Source organism: Aequorivita sp. Q41, from assembly GCF_039831855.1.
Classification (GTDB): domain Bacteria; phylum Bacteroidota; class Bacteroidia; order Flavobacteriales; family Flavobacteriaceae; genus Aequorivita.
Genome location: NZ_JBDPMS010000001.1, coordinates 406,843 through 423,059 on the forward strand (window position 1 = coordinate 406,843; position 16,217 = coordinate 423,059).

Consider the following 16,217-nt stretch of genomic DNA (forward strand, 5'->3'; position numbering starts at 1 on the left):
CGCAGCAGTAAACCGTGTCCCTTAAATAATTCATTAATCAGTATCTAGTACATATCCACCTTGCCAAGACCCATCCTTAAATCCATCACCGAAAAAGAAAAGAAAACCAGCATCAAGGATTCTTTTAAAGCGCTCAAAACAATTCCTCGTTTTTTTCGAGAAATATATCGAAGCAGTCCAAAACTGTTTTTTATAAACACCCTAAGCAGGCTGCTAAATGCTTTTACCCCAGTAGTAATTCTATGGGTAGGAAAAATGATTATCGATGAAATAATTCTCCAAGTTTCGCTTGAAGAGAAAGATTTCACTCTGCTTTGGAATCTTGTTTTAATTGAGTTCTGTGTTGCCGTACTTTCAGATTTGCTGGGAAGATTAATAAACCTAACCGATGGCTTGCTAGGGGATTTATACAGCAATGCTTCCTCCGAAAAAATAATTCGAAAAACTGCAGAGCTCACTATTGCCCAGCTAGAAGACCCAGAATTTTATGACAAATTAGAACGGGCGCGAACCCAAACCAACAGCAGAGTCGATTTAATGAGTAACGCTTTAGGACAAGCGGAAAGCTTAATTTCAATGGTTTCCCTTATTGTCGGACTTGTTTATTTTGAACCTATTTTAATATTAATTTTAGTGCTTAGTATTATTCCTTCTTTTATAAATGAAGCTAAATTTAGCAGCACACGCTATTCGTTAGCTAGAAGTTGGACTGCTGAAAGACGGGAACTGGATTACCTACGTTTTATTGGCGCCAACAACCAAACCGCCAAGGAAATAAAACTTTTCGGCTTGACCGATTTTATTGCCGAACGCTTTAAAAATCTTTCAAACGATTATTACGTAATCAATAAAAAACTATCCCTTAGGCAAAGTCTATACGGCTCATTATTTAACATACTGGGGGTGCTTAGCTATTACGGCGCCTATGTTTACATAATTATGCGTGTGCTTACAGGCGCCATTTCAATTGGGGAGCTTACCTTCCTTTCGGGGTCTTTCAACAGACTCCGCAACAATTTGCAAGGCTTCTTTTCGCGATTTACCCGGATTTCTGAAAGTGCGCTTTACCTTCAGGATTATTTCGATTTTATAGATTTAACGGTAGAGCAGACTTCGGAAGTAAAAACACCAATTCCCAAAACGATTACCAAAGGATTTCAGGTAAACAATTTACATTTCGCGTACCCTGGCAGTGAATCTGAAGTACTAAAAGGTGTAAATTTCACTATGAAAGCAGGTGAAAAAATGGCTTTTGTAGGCCAAAATGGCGCAGGAAAAACAACGCTTATAAAGCTATTTCTTCGGTTTTACGAACCTACGCAAGGGGAAATCCTTTTGGACGGCATTAACATTAACAGATTTGATGTAGATGCCTACCGCAAACGTTTTGGCGTTATTTTTCAGGACTTTTTTAGATACGAATTTACGCTACGTGAAAACATAGCTGTGGGCAATATAGACCAAGTGCAAAACGACGAAGTAATACATTATGCTGCCAGTAAAAGCCTTGCGGAACAAGTGGTAAACGAAATGGCTGACGGGCTGGAACAACGCTTAGGCAGAAGGTTTTATAAAGGCACCGAATTAAGCGGTGGGCAGTGGCAAAAAGTAGCCTTAGCCCGCGCCTATATGAAGGACGCCGATGTTATGGTGCTAGACGAACCTACTAGCGCACTAGACGCCCAAGCAGAGTACGATGTTTTTGAACGTTTTATAGCCCTTACCAAAGGCAAGACCAGTATTATTATTAGTCACCGTTTTAGCACCGTGCGTATGGCAGACCGTATTCTGGTATTGCAAAACGGACAAGTACTGGAGCTAGGCACTCACGATGAACTAATGGCACACCCAAAATTGTACTCAGAATTGTTTAAGTTGCAGGCAGCAGGATATCAGTAGATTTTATAATTCAATCATTTTCTCTGGCACGCTTTTCAAAAGCGCGCCAGGAGCGCGTCAGAATAACCCTGTTAAAAGCATTGTTACAAAAGTCTTAAAACACTTCAAAAAAAATCTAATTAATGTACCTTGCCGACCTATTAAAAAGTGATCGTTATGGAAGACACCAAAGTGCTGAATTATATAAAAAATGTAATAAAAAATATGCCAACAGATTGGTTGAAATTAACCACACATCGGTTGGATATTTATGATGAAAGCTTGGCGAAAACACAGTTTTTAAACCAGTTTGAAACTCTTTATAAAGAAAATAACTCAGAAACAGCTGCCCTAAAAAAACTACCCACTGCGTACGATTATATTCGCTTGGGGCATCCCTTATCGTGCGTTTTAGAATGGGGTATTGCTGCTTTAAATTCGGCGCCGTCTGATAATGTGATTAGTTTTTCTTCAAAAACATCGCCTATTTTGGCAATCCTTCGAAAAAATTTATTGGAAAATAAAAACACCCGAATTGTATATACAGGTGAATTACCACGTTTTTTTGATGCCGAAATACTAAAAAACGTATATGGATATACCTTTGATTTAAAACAAGTTGAAAAAACTTCAGACGTTTCAGCGTTTAGTGGTAGTACTGTCTTTATTTCACAAAAAGATGAAATTGGTGCTATAGATTTCACTGAAAACATAGATTTCTTCATCTGTTTTCACAATCAACTTGGAAGTATTCTAATAGTAAACGGCAAACAAAACGAAAGCTATATTTCAGAGATTCAACACGTTCGGAGACGAGAAACCATAGCAATGACGCCAGCAAATAGCCTTACTGCTTTACAGGCTTTAGTAACAAATTCCGCTATTAATCACCCTAAAAGCAAGCTTGCAGCGAGCAAAGCAAGCGTTTTAAGCTCTATAAAAAATATTACTGGGGCTCCTTCAAAACCGCTGGTAGCCTCTAGTGGGCTATCTATTCAGTATGCAATCATGATGGGGCTCATTCACGATGCGCAGGAAAACCATAAAGGAAAAGCGATCAAATTTATTGTTCCTCCCAATTGTTATGGAGGTACAAACGATCAAGCAAGACGTATTGCCGCCTGCCTTGATACCGTTGAAGTTGTAGATTTATTAGTGGATGGCGATAATAATATGGTGCAAAGTATTGATAGCGTTTTAGCTAATATTGCTTTAGAAGATGCTGTTCCGTATATAATTGCTGAAATTCCAACCAACCCTCGGGTCGAAGTTCCTAACCTTATGCAGTTGAAAGCGGCTTTAAGCAAAGAGCGTAGAACTGCAACAGGTGAAATTGCTATCGATCCTGTTTTTATTTTAGATCAAACGTTTTGTCCAAATTATCAATTTTTAGGTGAAGGCGAAATACTTGCTACGGTACGGGCTATATCGTATGCAAGTGGTTCAAAATTTCCGAGTGGTGGAAAATGTACTGCAGGCTATGTTGTTGGAAATGCAAAAACGGAAACCTTGATGAAAAAAATTGAGCGACACCTTTCCCTTTGTGATAATGAGGCAACCGAGCTGCAATATGAAATATTAGCACAACAATTACCTTCAATGAATCAACGAATTCTTGATGCGTATAAAAACACACGCGAGTTTGTAAATTTTATCCATAAAACATTACCAGCAGCGAAAATCAATTTTGTTTCTGATGAATTGGCAGCACAAGGCTTTACCCCATCAGTTTTTTCATTAGATCTTCCCACGAAAGGAAATTCAGATGCCGAAAAAGAAGAGTATAAAAGAGCTTTAAATTTAAAGCTTATCAACCTAATGATTACAGAAATACCGAACGAAAGTAAATTCTGTGTGAGTTATGGCCAGCTAAAAGGATGCTATTGGACCATACCAGCAACCTCAACACAAGGAACTACAAAAGAAGGTGATAAAGACTATATAGTACGTGCATCACTTTCTCCAAATTTGGACCTTAAGCTGCATAAAAAAGTTTTTCTAGAGTTTGTTGAAAATATATAGGTAATATTGCTGGTATCTCGTCCCTCCCCAGTTTTTTTAAACATTAACCACGCGTTTTATTAGCTACCATTTACTAAATACATAAATTATGAAAACAGAGAAAAAATTAATAATTGGCGCAGCAATCGGAGTTGCCATTGGAAGCCTTGTCGGGGTTTTAACACATAATATAGGGCTATGGATTGCCTTGGGAATTGCTATTGGCGCAGGCATTGGGGCAGCACTAACTCACAAAGAAAATAAAGGTAAAGAATAGTTGTTTTTCTGAAGTTGTGTTTTAAAACCGCTAAGCGATTTATTACAAGAATATATATTTCACTTTTAATTATTCAACACTCACTTTCATTATGATAATTTAAAAATTTTGTATTTTAGGAACCTTATCCATAATTGCAATCACAACAAAAACACACTTGGGAAACTTTTTAAAAAATTTAAAATTCATTCCAAAACCTCCCACTGCTTTAGGGTTTATCTTGCTATTGCTTGCTGTTTTTACATTATTTCAAGGTAGAAAATATGATGCTTTCAAAATAAAAAATATCGATACTCTGTTTCCCGGTTTCTATTCACATATTTCAAATTTTGCCATAAGCTATTTGATTTTTGCTGGCATCGGATATTTTTGGCTGATGGCTGGTGTACCATTTAAATTTATTATCGCCTTAGGTATTGTACTCGTTATTTGTAATTTTAGCTATGAATTATTTATTAATATCTTAAATACCACAGATATTATTGATGCATATTACGGGCTTGCAGGAACAATCGTAGCCTATTTATTTCTTCATATTAGCTATAAATATGGTTTTAAATCAAATACTCCGCAGTAATACCCCTCTCGCAACCCAAAATCTCAGGCTTAATTTTAAGTAACTGAGAAACTAAAAATAAGACTATTCATTTTTAATAACCTTCTAAAAACTAACCTGTGCATTCAAAAAATCCGTTTAAAAATGACTATAATTTTGATGACCTTATAAAACATCATGCTCCTTTAAAAGAATATGTTTTTATAAATGAACACGGCAATAAAAGCATTAAGTTTTCAAACAATCTAGCAGTAAAAGCACTCAACACCGCCCTCTTAAAAGCATATTACAATATCAGCTATTGGGATATTCCAAAAAACAATCTCTGCCCACCAATTCCTGGCAGATTGGATTATTTGTTTCATATAGCAGATTTGCTTGAAAAGACGGACGTAAAATTACTGGATATTGGCACAGGCGCCAACCTCATCTACCCTATTTTAGCCAGTAGACAGTTTAATTGGCAATGTACTGCAAGTGAAGTGTCCCTCGATTCTTTAGATAATGCACAGCAAATTATCGCAAAAAACGATAGCCTAAAAACCATTGAACTGCGCCATCAGAAGTTTAAGAGTAATATTTTAGAACATCTTATCCAACCAAATGATTACTTTGATGTTGTAGTTTGCAATCCACCTTTTTTTAAAAACCGAACAGAGGCTGAACAAAGCAACAGACGTAAGTTTAAAAATTTAGAGTTAAGTGAAGAAAACACTAAGAATTTTGGCGGCTTAAGCAATGAGTTATGGTATAAAGGTGGCGAGGTGGCATTTGTGCAAAAAATGGCCGAAGAAAGTATTCTATTTAAAGAGCAAATTCAATGGTTTACCGCCATCGTTTCCCAAAATGAAAACCTAAAGAAAATTAAAAGAGTAATAAATAAAACCAACCCCACTGAAGTAAGAATCGTTGGAATGGAACAAGGCAATAAACAAAGCCGTTTTATTGCTTGGACGTTTCGGTAAAACACTCGCAACTCTTAATACTTATGCGTCAACACTAACTATTTTCGTTTTCTAAAAATATAACTCATCCAAACTGGGTCATTATCTTCTGAAACTACAGCTTGACGGTCTAGAAATTCCCAGTCGTGGGCGTTCATATAATTAAGTAATGTAGAAGTCTCTTCAATGTCTTCAATTGCATCGATTGAAATGTTCTGTCCAATTAAGGAGGTTTGTTCTTCTACTTTTATACGTTTTACTTTCCCTCTGTTGTTGGCTTTTTGAACTACGATAACTTCAAGAAAGTCATATTTAGTTATTTCTTGCGAATACCCTTCTACTGCAAACATTACAAAAAAGGCTACTATTGAAAACACTATAAAATTTTTCATCATTTTTATATTTCATAGAAAAATACAATTATAATCTTGGGTATCAAAAGCATATTATGAATAATGTTAATACTCTATAAAGTATAGATAAGCTACACCTATTTTTTACTTTAGTAGCTTGAAGTTAAGCTTCAATTAAAGTACACTTCAATTAAAAACACATAACTTTGAGTTTTAAATCATATATTTTTCAACATGCAATCCCAAGCCACAACAGCAGACCAATATATTGCCGAACTCCCTGAAGAACGTAAAGAAATACTTCAAAAACTAAGGGAAATAGCACAGAAAAACCTTCCAAAAGGTTTTAAAGAAACCATGCAATACGGAATGATAAGTTATGTGGTGCCACACAGTATTTATCCTGCTGGCTACCATTGTAAACCTACAGACGCGCTGCTGTTTATGAGCATTGCCTCCCAAAAAAACTATATAAGCTTTTACCATTCTGGCCTTTATTCAGACCCAAAACTTATGGATTGGTTTGTAACTGAATATCCCAAACACCTAAATGGAAAATTAGACATGGGTAAAAGCTGTGTCCGTTTTAAAAATGAAAAAAATATTCCGTATACATTGTTAGGTGAATTAATCACTAAAATTACGGTAAACGAATGGATTGAAAAATATGAAAAAACGATTAAACCATAGTCATTAATACTGTTACTACCCTTCAAACATTTATAAATGCACCCGATTTATTAATCAATTCGGATGCCTTTCCGTTCGATAATTTTAAATTTGGTATTGACGTAATTGATACTACAGAAGTTTTACTTCCCTCAAATTTGATGCTCGGAAAACAAGCCGAAGCTTGCTTTGAAATTTATTTAAAGCATTCAAAAAAATACAAACTTCTTGTATCAAACATTCAAATAAACAGTGTGCATAGCACTTTGGGAGAGTTAGATTATATAATCCGTGATATAAATACGCAAAAAATTCTTCATATAGAATTGGCATGTAAATTCTATTTATACGACAAAAATGCAGGTATTTTGGAAGAAGAAAAATGGCTTGGCCCTAACCGAAAAGACAGGCTTTATGACAAATTGGAAAAAGTAAAAACGAAGCAATTCCCATTACTATATGCTCCTGAGACCATTCAAAAATTAGGGCATTATAACATTCCTGTTCCTATATGGCAACAACTATGTTTAAAAGCTTTTTTGTTTCTGCCGAAGAAATTAAATAGCAGTACGTTTCCTGAGAATTATAGAAACTGTATCGTTGGATATTGGATAAGGTTAAAGGATTTTGAAGAAGAGGAACAAAACTACTACTACACTATTCCCACTAAAAAAGAATGGCTCCTCCCCCCAAATTCACTTAAAAACTGGCTTTCTTTTGCTAAAGTAAAACAAGCAATTGAAACTCAAATTCAGGGCCGTAAATCGCCATTAGTCTATAAAAAAACGCCCTCTAAAATCGAGCGTTTTTTTGTTGTTTGGTGGTAAAAAAATTCTACCCTAACTTATTTAGTACCGTACATATCAAAAAGATAAACCAAGCTAGCCATAGAAGCTGCTCCAAGCTCAAGTTCGCGTTTGTTTACATGTTCAAAAATATCGTTAGCAGCATGGTGATGGTCAAAATATCTTTGAGAATCTGGACGTAAACCAGCGAGCACATCTATATTTCCTTCCAACGGACCAATATCTGCGCCCCCGTGTCCTTTTTCAAAATAGTGTATTAAATAAGGTTTAAACAAAGCTTGCCACGATTGTACTTTTTTAAAATTAGCCTCATTTGTTTGAAAAGAAAAGCCGCGAGGTGTAAATCCGCCAGCATCACTTTCTAATGCAAAAAGATGTTTTTCACCGGTGCGTTTTACTTCTTCCGCATATTTTTTACCACCACGCAAACCGTTTTCTTCATTCATAAATAAAACCACGCGAATGGAATGTTTTGGTTTATAGCCAATTTTTTTAAACAAACGCAACACTTCCATACTCTGCACACAGCCCGCGCCATCATCATGTGAACCATCTGCAAGATCCCAGCTGTCCAAATGACCGCCAACAATCATAAACTCATTAGGATTGGTGCTACCAGTTATTTCGCCAATTACATTGTGTGAGAGTACATCATCATAGGTTTTACAATTTTGCTTGAAGTAAAACATAAGATTAGGTTGTAACTTTAAAAGGCTACTTAAATATTCGGCACCATTGGTACTAATTGCTGCAGCGGGAATACGCATATTTACTGGTGTATCGCCATAACTCATAGCGCCGGCATGCGGTAAATCGTCTAAGCGCAAATTCATTGAACGAACAATTACACCAACTGCGCCGTATTTTCCTGCTTCTGCAGCACCAGAATAACGCTGATCTACGCAGCCGCCATACGCTTCAAACGTATTAATCAAACTTGCATCCATCGGTCTATTGAAAAAAACAATTTTTCCAGCGAGTTTTTCTTCTCCAAGCGAAGCAAGTTCTTCGATACCATGTACCTCTACTACTTCCGCTTTTAAGCCAAGATTTGGAGTAGGCACTGAACCTCCGAGTGCACAAATTTCGGTAATAGTCTTCTCGCCTGTTAGGGTTTCAATGTATGCGTATTCTTTAAAGCCACGAGTCCATCTAGGTACCATTACGGGTTGCAACCAAACCTTATCGAGCCCAAGTTCATTTAGTTGGGCTTCCGTGTATTTTACTGCAGTTTCAGCTTCTATAGAGCCCGAAAGTCGGCTGCCAATTTCATTAGAAAGGTAGTCTAACCATTCATAGCTTTTGCCTTCGGTAAGAGCTGCGGTATATATTTTTTTAAGCATAATAGAATCCTTAACGGCATTCTGTGATGTACTTATTGTTGAAAAAAGTAAAAGAAATAGTACTGTTGGGGTTGAAAAGAGTTTCATTATTGAAATTTTAAATATGGGAAAATAGCTAAAATTAATCATTCATAAGACGTTGTCTATACTCTGAAATTTTGGCTTTTATAGCATCATCCAGTTCGGGTTCTTTAATGTCTTTATACTTTTTGAGTTCCTGAAGCATAATCTCAGCCACAAGAACACGCGCTGTATTTTTATCATCTGCGGGTATTACATACCAAGGTGCATTGGCTTTTGAAGTGCGATTGATAGCCTCTTCGTAACATTTTTGGTATTCATCCCAAAGTTCGCGTTCATCTAAATCGCCTGGAGAAAATTTCCAGTTCTTTTCAGGTTTATCTAGTCTACGGAGTTGGCGATGCTTTTGTTCGTCTTTGGAAAGGTTTAAAAAGAATTTAAAAATAATAGTTCCATTTTCGTGAATCGTTTTTTCAAAATCATTGATTTGCTGAAAGCGTTTGTCCCAAAATTCGTCATTAATTGCATCCAAATTTGTTACATCTGGCAGATTTTCACCCAAAATATAATTTGGGTGCACACGTGTTACCAAAACATTTTCATAGTGCGTTCTATTAAAAACTCCAAATTTTCCACGTTCCGGAAGCGCTATATAATGACGCCATAAGTAATCGTGACGTTTTTCAAGTGAAGTTGGTGTTTTAAAGCTGTGTACCACCACGCCTCGTGCATTAAAATCTTTAAACACTTCACGAATTAAACTGTCTTTCCCCGCAGTATCAATTCCTTGAAGACAAACGAGTACAGCATATTTTCCGTGCGCATATAAGGTGTCTTGAAGTTTTCCAAGTTCCTTTCTGGTATTTTTCAATTTATCTTTTAACTCGGCTTTAGAAGCTTCAAGATTCCAAGTAGTTTTTGTGGTACTGATGTTTATTTTTTCAGAAACTTTAAAATCTTTTATGTGTACTGATTTCATAGGCGTTTATTTGCTAGCAAAGAGTTTTACGTCCTCTTCACTAATTTCACTTCCACCAAGAATTATTAAGCGTTCCACTACATTGCGAAGCTCTCTAATATTTCCAGTCCAGTCATATTCTTGTAAAAGTTTTATCGCTTTTACGGAAAATTTCTTTTGGGAAGTTCCGTGATCGTTTGCTATTTTTCCGGTGAAATACTCCACTAATAATGGAATATCTTTTCGCCTATCGTTTAAAGAAGGTACTTTTATAAGAATAACCGCCAGTCTATGGTATAAATCTTCACGAAAACGCCCTTCCTCAATTTCCTTTTTTAAATCTTTATTGGTAGCGGTAATTATGCGTACATCAACTTTAATATCCCGATCGCTACCTACTCTTTGCACTTTGTTTTCTTGCAAGGCACGAAGTACTTTCGCTTGCGCGGAAAGACTCATGTCGCCAACTTCATCTAAAAAAATAGTACCGCCATTGGCTGCTTCAAACTTACCTGCGCGGTCTTTATTTGCAGAAGTAAAAGCACCTTTTACATGACCGAACAATTCACTCTCAATCAACTCACTCGGAATAGCGGCACAATTTACTTCTATCATTGGTCCACCGCTACGTTCGCTTTTTTGATGAAGCCAGTGTGCAACCAATTCTTTTCCTGTTCCATTGGGCCCCGTAATTAAAACACGTGCTTCGGTAGGCGCCACTTTTTCAATCATCTCCTTTATTTGTTCAATTTCAGGAGACTCACCGATCATTTCGTAGTTTTTAGAAACTTTTTTCTTGAGACGTGTATTTTCAACAACCAGTTCTTTTCTATCTAAAGCAATGCGAACGGTATTCAGTAACCGATTTAAATCTGGTGGCTTAGAAATATAATCAAAAGCACCCAAACGCATTGTATTTACAGCGGTATCAAGATCCCCGTGCCCAGAAATCATAACCATTGGTATTTCTGGTTTTATTTTTTTTACGGCTTCTAAAACCTCAACCCCGTCCATTTTTGGCATTTTAATATCACAAAGCACTAAGTCGAAGTCTTCTTTTTTAATTATTTCCATTCCTACAAGCCCGTCTTCAGCTTCAAAAACTTCATAACCTTGGTTTTCTTCGGAAAGAATTTTCACTAAAACTCTTCGTATTGCCGCTTCGTCTTCTATTATAAGTATTCTTGCCATTAATATTTGAATTTAATTCCAGCCCTAAAATAAGGCGAATTTTCAGTATTGATTTTATAAATTTTATCGCCTTCACCTGTTTCCAACCTAAAATCATTGTAAACAGCATGCGCAGCGTAGCCGTAAAAAAGTAAATTTTCAGTGAAGTAATGCTCATAACCTAATCCCAAAAGCACAATTGTTTCCTGAATACTTTCCGCCATTTTACTATCTGGATTTTGTGTTATAGTTTGCGGTATAAAATTTTGCTGTATGTTAGAATAGATGTTATCGATGGTAGCAAAAGCTTGTATTGCGTCTTTATGAGTATCGTTTAAGTAATACCGAATATTCGTCTTTGGAACCCCAATGGTATACGTCCAATTGGGTTTAAATTCTTTATAATAATTAATAAGCGGTAATGGAAACCACCTACCAGGAGTAGTAGAATACGAAAGCCCTATAATAAATCGATACGGCTTTTTTCCTTCTTCCACATTTTTCTTTTTATCTTTTATAGCATATACTCCAAAATCATAAATAAAATCATCGCTAAGTAAGTTTCCTTCAAAATCACTTTGAATTTTAACTCCTGCTCTAACGCCAAAGCGCCAGTTTTCATTTTGTTTCCAGATGTATCCTACATACCCATCCATTTGCTGTGCAGAGGTCACTACATTATTTCCGAAAGCAAAAGTATCTTCGGCGTCTTTTATATTAATAGCGACATACCGATATTCAAGCGTAACAACAAACATATTATCTTTTTCCTGATCTAAAGGAATTGGAGCTTGTACCAAGGCGCGATACCTATTTATAGCGTTATCCGACTTTGAAAACGGAAGGTATAAATATTCTATTCGAGCCAAATCTGTGGTTTGGGCTGTAATTCCTAGTGAAAAAAATACAAGAACTAGCGTTAGTAAATGGTTTCTCATCGGCATCATTTCTTTTTCATTCATAAATTTACTTATCTAATTTACGGCTTCCTTGTGTTTTTAATATTTAAGCCATTTAAATATTTCTTTATAAGTTGGTTTTTTCCCGTACATTAAAATTCCTACGCGGTAAATTTTTGCAGCAAACCACACCATTCCAATAAAGCTACCAAACAATATTGCAACTGAAACTAGCTGTTGCCAAAGTGGAACGCCAAATGGAATCCGCATTAACATGACCACTGGTGATGTAAAAGGAATGTACGAAAAAACTTGCGAAACAGTTCCATGTGGATTGTCTATGACTGTAAATACACCTACATAAACTGCTAGGATGAGCGGCATTAAAATTGGCATCATAAATTGTTGGGTGTCGGTTTCACTATCCACTGCAGCACCAATTGAAGCGTAAAGTGAAGCATAAAGTAAATAGCCCCCAACGAAGAAAAGGATAAACATCACAATTAAATTGGTAAGCGGTAAATTATTTATTTCTAGCAATACACTTTGCATCATTTGTTGTGTACCTCCATTAACACTAGTGTCTAGCATTTGTTGTGAAGGGGTTGCCGTTGCTGGATCTATTCCAAAAATAGAGGTTACAACAGTGGTAAGCACCAAAATTAAAACGACCCATACCATAAATTGAGTAATTCCAGCCAAAGTGGTTCCAAATATTTTTCCTAAAAGCAATAAACGTGGTTTTACTGAAGAAATAATCACCTCGATTACTCTACTTGTTTTTTCTTCAATTACACTTCGCATAATCATGTTTCCATAAATTATGATAAACATAAACAGCAAATAACCAGCTGCACCACCAAACACTACTTTTATACCCGAGCCAAGTTTTGAGGTTTCTTTGCCCTTAAATGTTTCTTGATTGGCGCTAATGCTTATACGAAGATTTTTAATAGCCTCAGAATCAATCCCTGCTGCTTTTAATTTTACTGTATTCACTTTGCTTTCAAGCATCTTATTTATTTCGCTCATCAATGACATTGCGGGAGCATCTTCAGAATAGAAGGTGATGGCTTTTGAAAGCGCATCCAGATTTTCAACTTTGGGTATGTAAAGCAAGCCGTAAACTTTTTCTGTTTCTGCTATATATTTTGCTTCTTTTAAATCGATTCCGGTAAGAAAATTATACTGTGTATGCGGGGTATTATTGAATTCATCAGTAAATAGACCACTTTCATCAAGCACAGAAATATTCCGAATAGTATCGCTATTTAAATTAGATAAATAAGCAACTAAGGCGAAAATTCCTACAAAAATAAACGGGCTTAAGAAAGTCATAACTATGAACGACTTATTGCGGACTTTAGTTAGATATTCTCTTTTAATTATAAGAGTAAGATGGTTCATCAGGATTTAATTTTTTTGGATGGTTTCAATAAAAATATCACTTGCAGAAGGAATTACTTCTACAAAATGTGTTAACTGTCCTTGGGTGGTCAAATAGCTTACAAAATCGTTTATAGCTACTGAATCCGGTAGTTTCACTTTATATTGAAGCGCTTCGTTAATGCTTTTGAAGGTTGCTGGATATACTTCAAACTTAGCCTTTAATTCAGCTGAAGTTGCCGCGTGGTTTGGAGCAATCAGTCCAATTTCAAAAGTATTGCTTTTGTATTGCCGTTTAATATCTATCAGTTTACCGTCTAAAATTTTGTTGGATTTATGAATGAGCGCAATATGATCACACATTTCTTCCACAGATTCCATTCGATGTGTCGAAAAAATAACCGTTGCTCCATCATCCCGAAGCTTTAATATTTCGTCTTTTATAAGGTTGGCATTTATGGGGTCAAAACCACTAAAAGGTTCATCAAAAATTAAAAGTTTTGGCTTGTGAAGCACGGTAACAACAAATTGAATTTTCTGCGCCATCCCTTTTGAGAGTTCTTGTATTTTTTTGTCCCACCAATCTCCAATTTCCAATCGTTCAAACCAATATTTCAATCGTTTTTTAGCTTCTTGCTTAGAAAGTCCTTTTAATTGTGCTAAATAAAGGGCCTGTTCTCCTACTTTCATAGATTTGTATAAGCCTCTTTCTTCTGGAAGATAACCTATATACTGAATATGATGAGGCTGTAATGGCTCGCCATCTAAAATAACAGAACCCGTATCTGGCATTGTTATTTGGTTAACGATTCTAATTAGAGTTGTTTTTCCAGCACCATTAGGCCCCAAAAGACCAAATATGCTTCCTTTTTCAACCTCGATAGATGCATTGTTTAATGCTTTATAATCTCCGTAGGACTTGGAAACATTATTGACCACTAAAAGTTTTTCCATAAATTTTGTTTGAAGAATGTAAATATATTGATTTGATAGGCTCCTAACCCTCAAGGGGGGAAGTTTTATGATTTTTTTAAACAAAAATTAAAATTGCTAAAAGTGGAATACACTAGTAACTACTATACAACACAGTTATTTCATTAAAGTATTGTTGTATTAAAACAAAACCCACCCAAAAATTAAATTCTTGGGTGGGAAAAAAAATTGCTATGAAAAAGAAAAATTGCCGCTTCTAAAACGAAGCGACAATCCAAATATATATAAAAATATTTATTTAACGTTTATTTAAGAGAACATATCTTTTACTTTTTCAAAAAAAGATTTGTCTTCTTTTTCAGGCTTCGGCTGAAAATGTTCATCGGAACTCATTTTTTCGAAAAAATCTTTTTGCTCCTTCGAAAGTGATTTTGGAGTCCAAACATTTACATGCACTAATAAATCTCCTGTTCCATACCCATTAATACTCGGAATACCTTTGTTTCGAAGTCTTAAAATCTTCCCACTCTGGGCACCTGAGTCTATTTTAATACGCACTTTTCCTGTAACTGTCTCTATTTCCTTTGAAGTTCCTAAAGCTGCTTCAGAAAAACTAATGTATAAATCATAATGTAAATTATCCCCTTCACGCTGCAAACTGTCATGAGGCTTCTCTTCAATTGCAACTAAAAGATCGCCCGCAATTCCGTTACCAGGAGCATCGTTTCCTTTTCCAGAGACCTTAAGTTGCATTCCATCTACAACACCTGCTGGAATTTTAATTGAAACCGTTTCTTCGGTTACCAACATTCCTTCAGCATCAGCATTTGCAGGTTTAGAAGCTACCATTTGTCCCAAACCACCACACGTACTACAAGTTGCTGAAGTTTGCATACGCCCCAAAATAGTATTTTGGATTCTGGTAACTTGCCCCTGTCCGTTACATGTTGCGCATGTTTTGTACGTTGTACCTTGAGCTAGTTTTTTGCGTTTTACTTTTATTTTTTTTTCAACTCCATTGGCAATTTCTTCCAAAGTAAGTTGTACACGAATGCGTAAATTACTTCCTTTTACGGTTCTACGCCCCCCGCCAAAACCACCGCCTCCGAAGCCGCCGCCGCCGCCGAAACCACCAAAAATATCGCCAAACTGACTGAATATGTCTTCCATATTCATTCCACCGCCACCGCCACCAAAGCCGCCACCTTCAAAGGCACGGTGACCATACTGGTCGTAACGAGAACGTTTATTAGGGTCGCTAAGTATCTCGTAAGCTTCTGCAGATTTTTTAAACATCGCTTCAGCTTCGCTATCACCCGGATTTTTATCTGGGTGGTATTGAAGTGCTTTTTTGCGATATGCCTTTTTTATTTCGGCAGCAGTTGCACTTTTTGATATTCCTAAAATTTCGTAAAAATCTTCCTTCATAATTATTGTCCTATAACCACTTTTGGATAGCGGATTATTTTATCGCCCAAGGTGTATCCTTTTGCTATCACATCTATGATTTTTCCTTTTAATTTTTCCTCAGGAGCTGGAATTTGAGTAATGGCTTCATGCGAATCTGCATCAAAGGTATCTCCTGTTTTTACTTCCATTAATTGAAGCCCTTTTGTTCTAAGGGTTTCAGTCAATTTACTATTAATGAGTTTTACACCTTTAAACAAATCGTCATCATCGCTTTTCTCTATTTCTTTTAAAGCACGGTCAAAATCATCTAGAATTGGCAACATTGCAGTAATTACTTCACCACCTGCTGTTTTGAACATTTCAATACGTTCTCGAGAGGTGCGTTTTTTATAATTTTCAAATTCTGCAAAAAGACGTAAATAGCGATCTTTTTCGCGTTCAAATTCGTCTTGTAAGTTTGCCAATGCATCCGTTTCGTTTTCTTCAGCTGGTTCTTGTGCTGTAACTTCACCTTCCGTGAAACCGTTTTCTTCAAGCTCGGTTTCCTTGAATTTATCATTTTTGCTCATAGTAGCGTTTCTTTTCATTTTTTTCAGAAGGGAGCAAAAGTACT

The 16,217-nt window shown here is 36.1% G+C and carries 16 protein-coding genes; 7 read left to right on the forward strand and 9 right to left on the reverse strand.

Annotated elements, in window-relative coordinates:
• The first annotated feature begins 60 nt into the window (after nucleotides 1-60).
• From ABJ955_RS01850 to rlmF, 5 genes are all read left to right on the forward strand, one after another.
• Nucleotides 61-1,899, forward strand: coding sequence for an ABC transporter ATP-binding protein (locus ABJ955_RS01850; protein ID WP_347372900.1), 1,839 nt, complete (start codon nucleotides 61-63; stop codon nucleotides 1,897-1,899).
• Between the two features lie 156 nt (nucleotides 1,900-2,055).
• Nucleotides 2,056-3,900: a cystathionine beta-synthase gene (locus tag ABJ955_RS01855; RefSeq protein WP_347372901.1), complete on the forward strand. Its 1,845-nt coding sequence runs from the start codon at nucleotides 2,056-2,058 to the stop codon at nucleotides 3,898-3,900.
• Nucleotides 3,901-3,988: 88 nt separating this feature from the next.
• Nucleotides 3,989-4,156: a hypothetical protein gene (locus ABJ955_RS01860; protein ID WP_347372902.1), complete on the forward strand. Its 168-nt coding sequence runs from the start codon at nucleotides 3,989-3,991 to the stop codon at nucleotides 4,154-4,156.
• Nucleotides 4,157-4,313: 157 nt separating this feature from the next.
• On the forward strand, nucleotides 4,314-4,733 hold the full coding sequence (locus tag ABJ955_RS01865) for a hypothetical protein (RefSeq protein ID WP_347372903.1): 420 nt from the start codon (nucleotides 4,314-4,316) through the stop codon (nucleotides 4,731-4,733).
• A 98-nt stretch (nucleotides 4,734-4,831) separates the two neighbouring features.
• On the forward strand, nucleotides 4,832-5,677 hold the full coding sequence (gene rlmF / locus ABJ955_RS01870) for a 23S rRNA (adenine(1618)-N(6))-methyltransferase RlmF (RefSeq protein WP_347372904.1): 846 nt from the start codon (nucleotides 4,832-4,834) through the stop codon (nucleotides 5,675-5,677).
• 38 nt (nucleotides 5,678-5,715) lie between these two features.
• Here rlmF and ABJ955_RS01875 read toward each other — a convergent pair whose 3' ends face one another.
• The gene (locus tag ABJ955_RS01875; RefSeq protein WP_347372905.1) at nucleotides 5,716-6,051 is read right to left on the reverse strand and encodes a hypothetical protein; all 336 of its coding nucleotides are present in this window, start codon (nucleotides 6,049-6,051) and stop codon (nucleotides 5,716-5,718) included.
• A gap of 192 nt (nucleotides 6,052-6,243) precedes the next feature.
• On the opposite strand from ABJ955_RS01875, the gene ABJ955_RS01880 reads away from it, so the two are divergent.
• Nucleotides 6,244-6,699 (forward strand): DUF1801 domain-containing protein, encoded by a 456-nt coding sequence (locus tag ABJ955_RS01880; protein WP_347372906.1) that lies wholly within the window; start codon nucleotides 6,244-6,246, stop codon nucleotides 6,697-6,699.
• 140 nt (nucleotides 6,700-6,839) lie between these two features.
• A complete protein-coding gene (locus ABJ955_RS01885; RefSeq protein WP_347372907.1) occupies nucleotides 6,840-7,505 on the forward strand; it encodes a DUF1853 family protein in 666 nt (221 codons plus the stop codon).
• A 17-nt stretch (nucleotides 7,506-7,522) separates the two neighbouring features.
• Here ABJ955_RS01885 and ABJ955_RS01890 read toward each other — a convergent pair whose 3' ends face one another.
• From ABJ955_RS01890 to ABJ955_RS01925, 8 genes are all read right to left on the reverse strand, one after another.
• On the reverse strand, nucleotides 7,523-8,914 hold the full coding sequence (locus ABJ955_RS01890) for a M20/M25/M40 family metallo-hydrolase (protein ID WP_347372908.1): 1,392 nt from the start codon (nucleotides 8,912-8,914) through the stop codon (nucleotides 7,523-7,525).
• A gap of 34 nt (nucleotides 8,915-8,948) precedes the next feature.
• Nucleotides 8,949-9,827, reverse strand: a complete 879-nt coding sequence (locus tag ABJ955_RS01895) for a PPK2 family polyphosphate kinase (RefSeq protein ID WP_347372909.1) — start codon at nucleotides 9,825-9,827, stop codon at nucleotides 8,949-8,951.
• A gap of 6 nt (nucleotides 9,828-9,833) precedes the next feature.
• Nucleotides 9,834-10,997, reverse strand: a complete 1,164-nt coding sequence (locus ABJ955_RS01900; protein WP_347372910.1) for a sigma-54 dependent transcriptional regulator — start codon at nucleotides 10,995-10,997, stop codon at nucleotides 9,834-9,836.
• The gene (locus tag ABJ955_RS01905; protein WP_347372911.1) at nucleotides 10,997-11,938 is read right to left on the reverse strand and encodes a hypothetical protein; all 942 of its coding nucleotides are present in this window, start codon (nucleotides 11,936-11,938) and stop codon (nucleotides 10,997-10,999) included. The genes ABJ955_RS01900 and ABJ955_RS01905 overlap by 1 nt, the downstream gene beginning before the upstream one ends.
• A gap of 36 nt (nucleotides 11,939-11,974) precedes the next feature.
• Complete coding sequence (locus ABJ955_RS01910; RefSeq protein ID WP_347372912.1) at nucleotides 11,975-13,282, reverse strand: ABC transporter permease; 1,308 nt, start codon at nucleotides 13,280-13,282, stop codon at nucleotides 11,975-11,977.
• Nucleotides 13,283-13,288: 6 nt separating this feature from the next.
• The gene (locus tag ABJ955_RS01915) at nucleotides 13,289-14,215 is read right to left on the reverse strand and encodes an ABC transporter ATP-binding protein (protein WP_347372913.1); all 927 of its coding nucleotides are present in this window, start codon (nucleotides 14,213-14,215) and stop codon (nucleotides 13,289-13,291) included.
• A 288-nt stretch (nucleotides 14,216-14,503) separates the two neighbouring features.
• Nucleotides 14,504-15,622 carry a molecular chaperone DnaJ gene (gene dnaJ / locus ABJ955_RS01920; RefSeq protein ID WP_347372914.1) on the reverse strand — a complete coding sequence of 373 codons (1,119 nt, stop codon included), beginning with the start codon at nucleotides 15,620-15,622 and terminating at the stop codon, nucleotides 14,504-14,506.
• Between the two features lie 2 nt (nucleotides 15,623-15,624).
• Entirely contained in the window at nucleotides 15,625-16,191 is a 567-nt protein-coding gene (locus ABJ955_RS01925; RefSeq protein ID WP_347372915.1) for a nucleotide exchange factor GrpE, read from the reverse strand.
• Nucleotides 16,192-16,217 lie beyond the last annotated feature (26 nt).

Bases quoted from the DNA above. Each gene is read 5' to 3' on its own strand.
- ABJ955_RS01855 (WP_347372901.1), top strand. From the start codon at position 2,056: ATGGAAGACACCAAAGTGCTGAATTATATAAAAAATGTAATAAAAAAT.
- ABJ955_RS01860 (WP_347372902.1), top strand. From the start codon at position 3,989: ATGAAAACAGAGAAAAAATTAATAATTGGCGCAGCAATCGGAGTTGCC.
- ABJ955_RS01875 (WP_347372905.1), bottom strand. From the start codon at position 6,051: ATGATGAAAAATTTTATAGTGTTTTCAATAGTAGCCTTTTTTGTAATG.
- ABJ955_RS01880 (WP_347372906.1), top strand. From the start codon at position 6,244: ATGCAATCCCAAGCCACAACAGCAGACCAATATATTGCCGAACTCCCT.
- ABJ955_RS01885 (WP_347372907.1), top strand. From the start codon at position 6,840: ATGCTCGGAAAACAAGCCGAAGCTTGCTTTGAAATTTATTTAAAGCAT.
- ABJ955_RS01890 (WP_347372908.1), bottom strand. From the start codon at position 8,914: ATGAAACTCTTTTCAACCCCAACAGTACTATTTCTTTTACTTTTTTCA.
- ABJ955_RS01895 (WP_347372909.1), bottom strand. From the start codon at position 9,827: ATGAAATCAGTACACATAAAAGATTTTAAAGTTTCTGAAAAAATAAAC.
- ABJ955_RS01900 (WP_347372910.1), bottom strand. From the start codon at position 10,997: ATGGCAAGAATACTTATAATAGAAGACGAAGCGGCAATACGAAGAGTT.
- ABJ955_RS01905 (WP_347372911.1), bottom strand. From the start codon at position 11,938: ATGAATGAAAAAGAAATGATGCCGATGAGAAACCATTTACTAACGCTA.
- ABJ955_RS01910 (WP_347372912.1), bottom strand. From the start codon at position 13,282: ATGAACCATCTTACTCTTATAATTAAAAGAGAATATCTAACTAAAGTC.
- ABJ955_RS01915 (WP_347372913.1), bottom strand. From the start codon at position 14,215: ATGGAAAAACTTTTAGTGGTCAATAATGTTTCCAAGTCCTACGGAGAT.
- dnaJ (WP_347372914.1), bottom strand. From the start codon at position 15,622: ATGAAGGAAGATTTTTACGAAATTTTAGGAATATCAAAAAGTGCAACT.
- ABJ955_RS01925 (WP_347372915.1), bottom strand. From the start codon at position 16,191: ATGAAAAGAAACGCTACTATGAGCAAAAATGATAAATTCAAGGAAACC.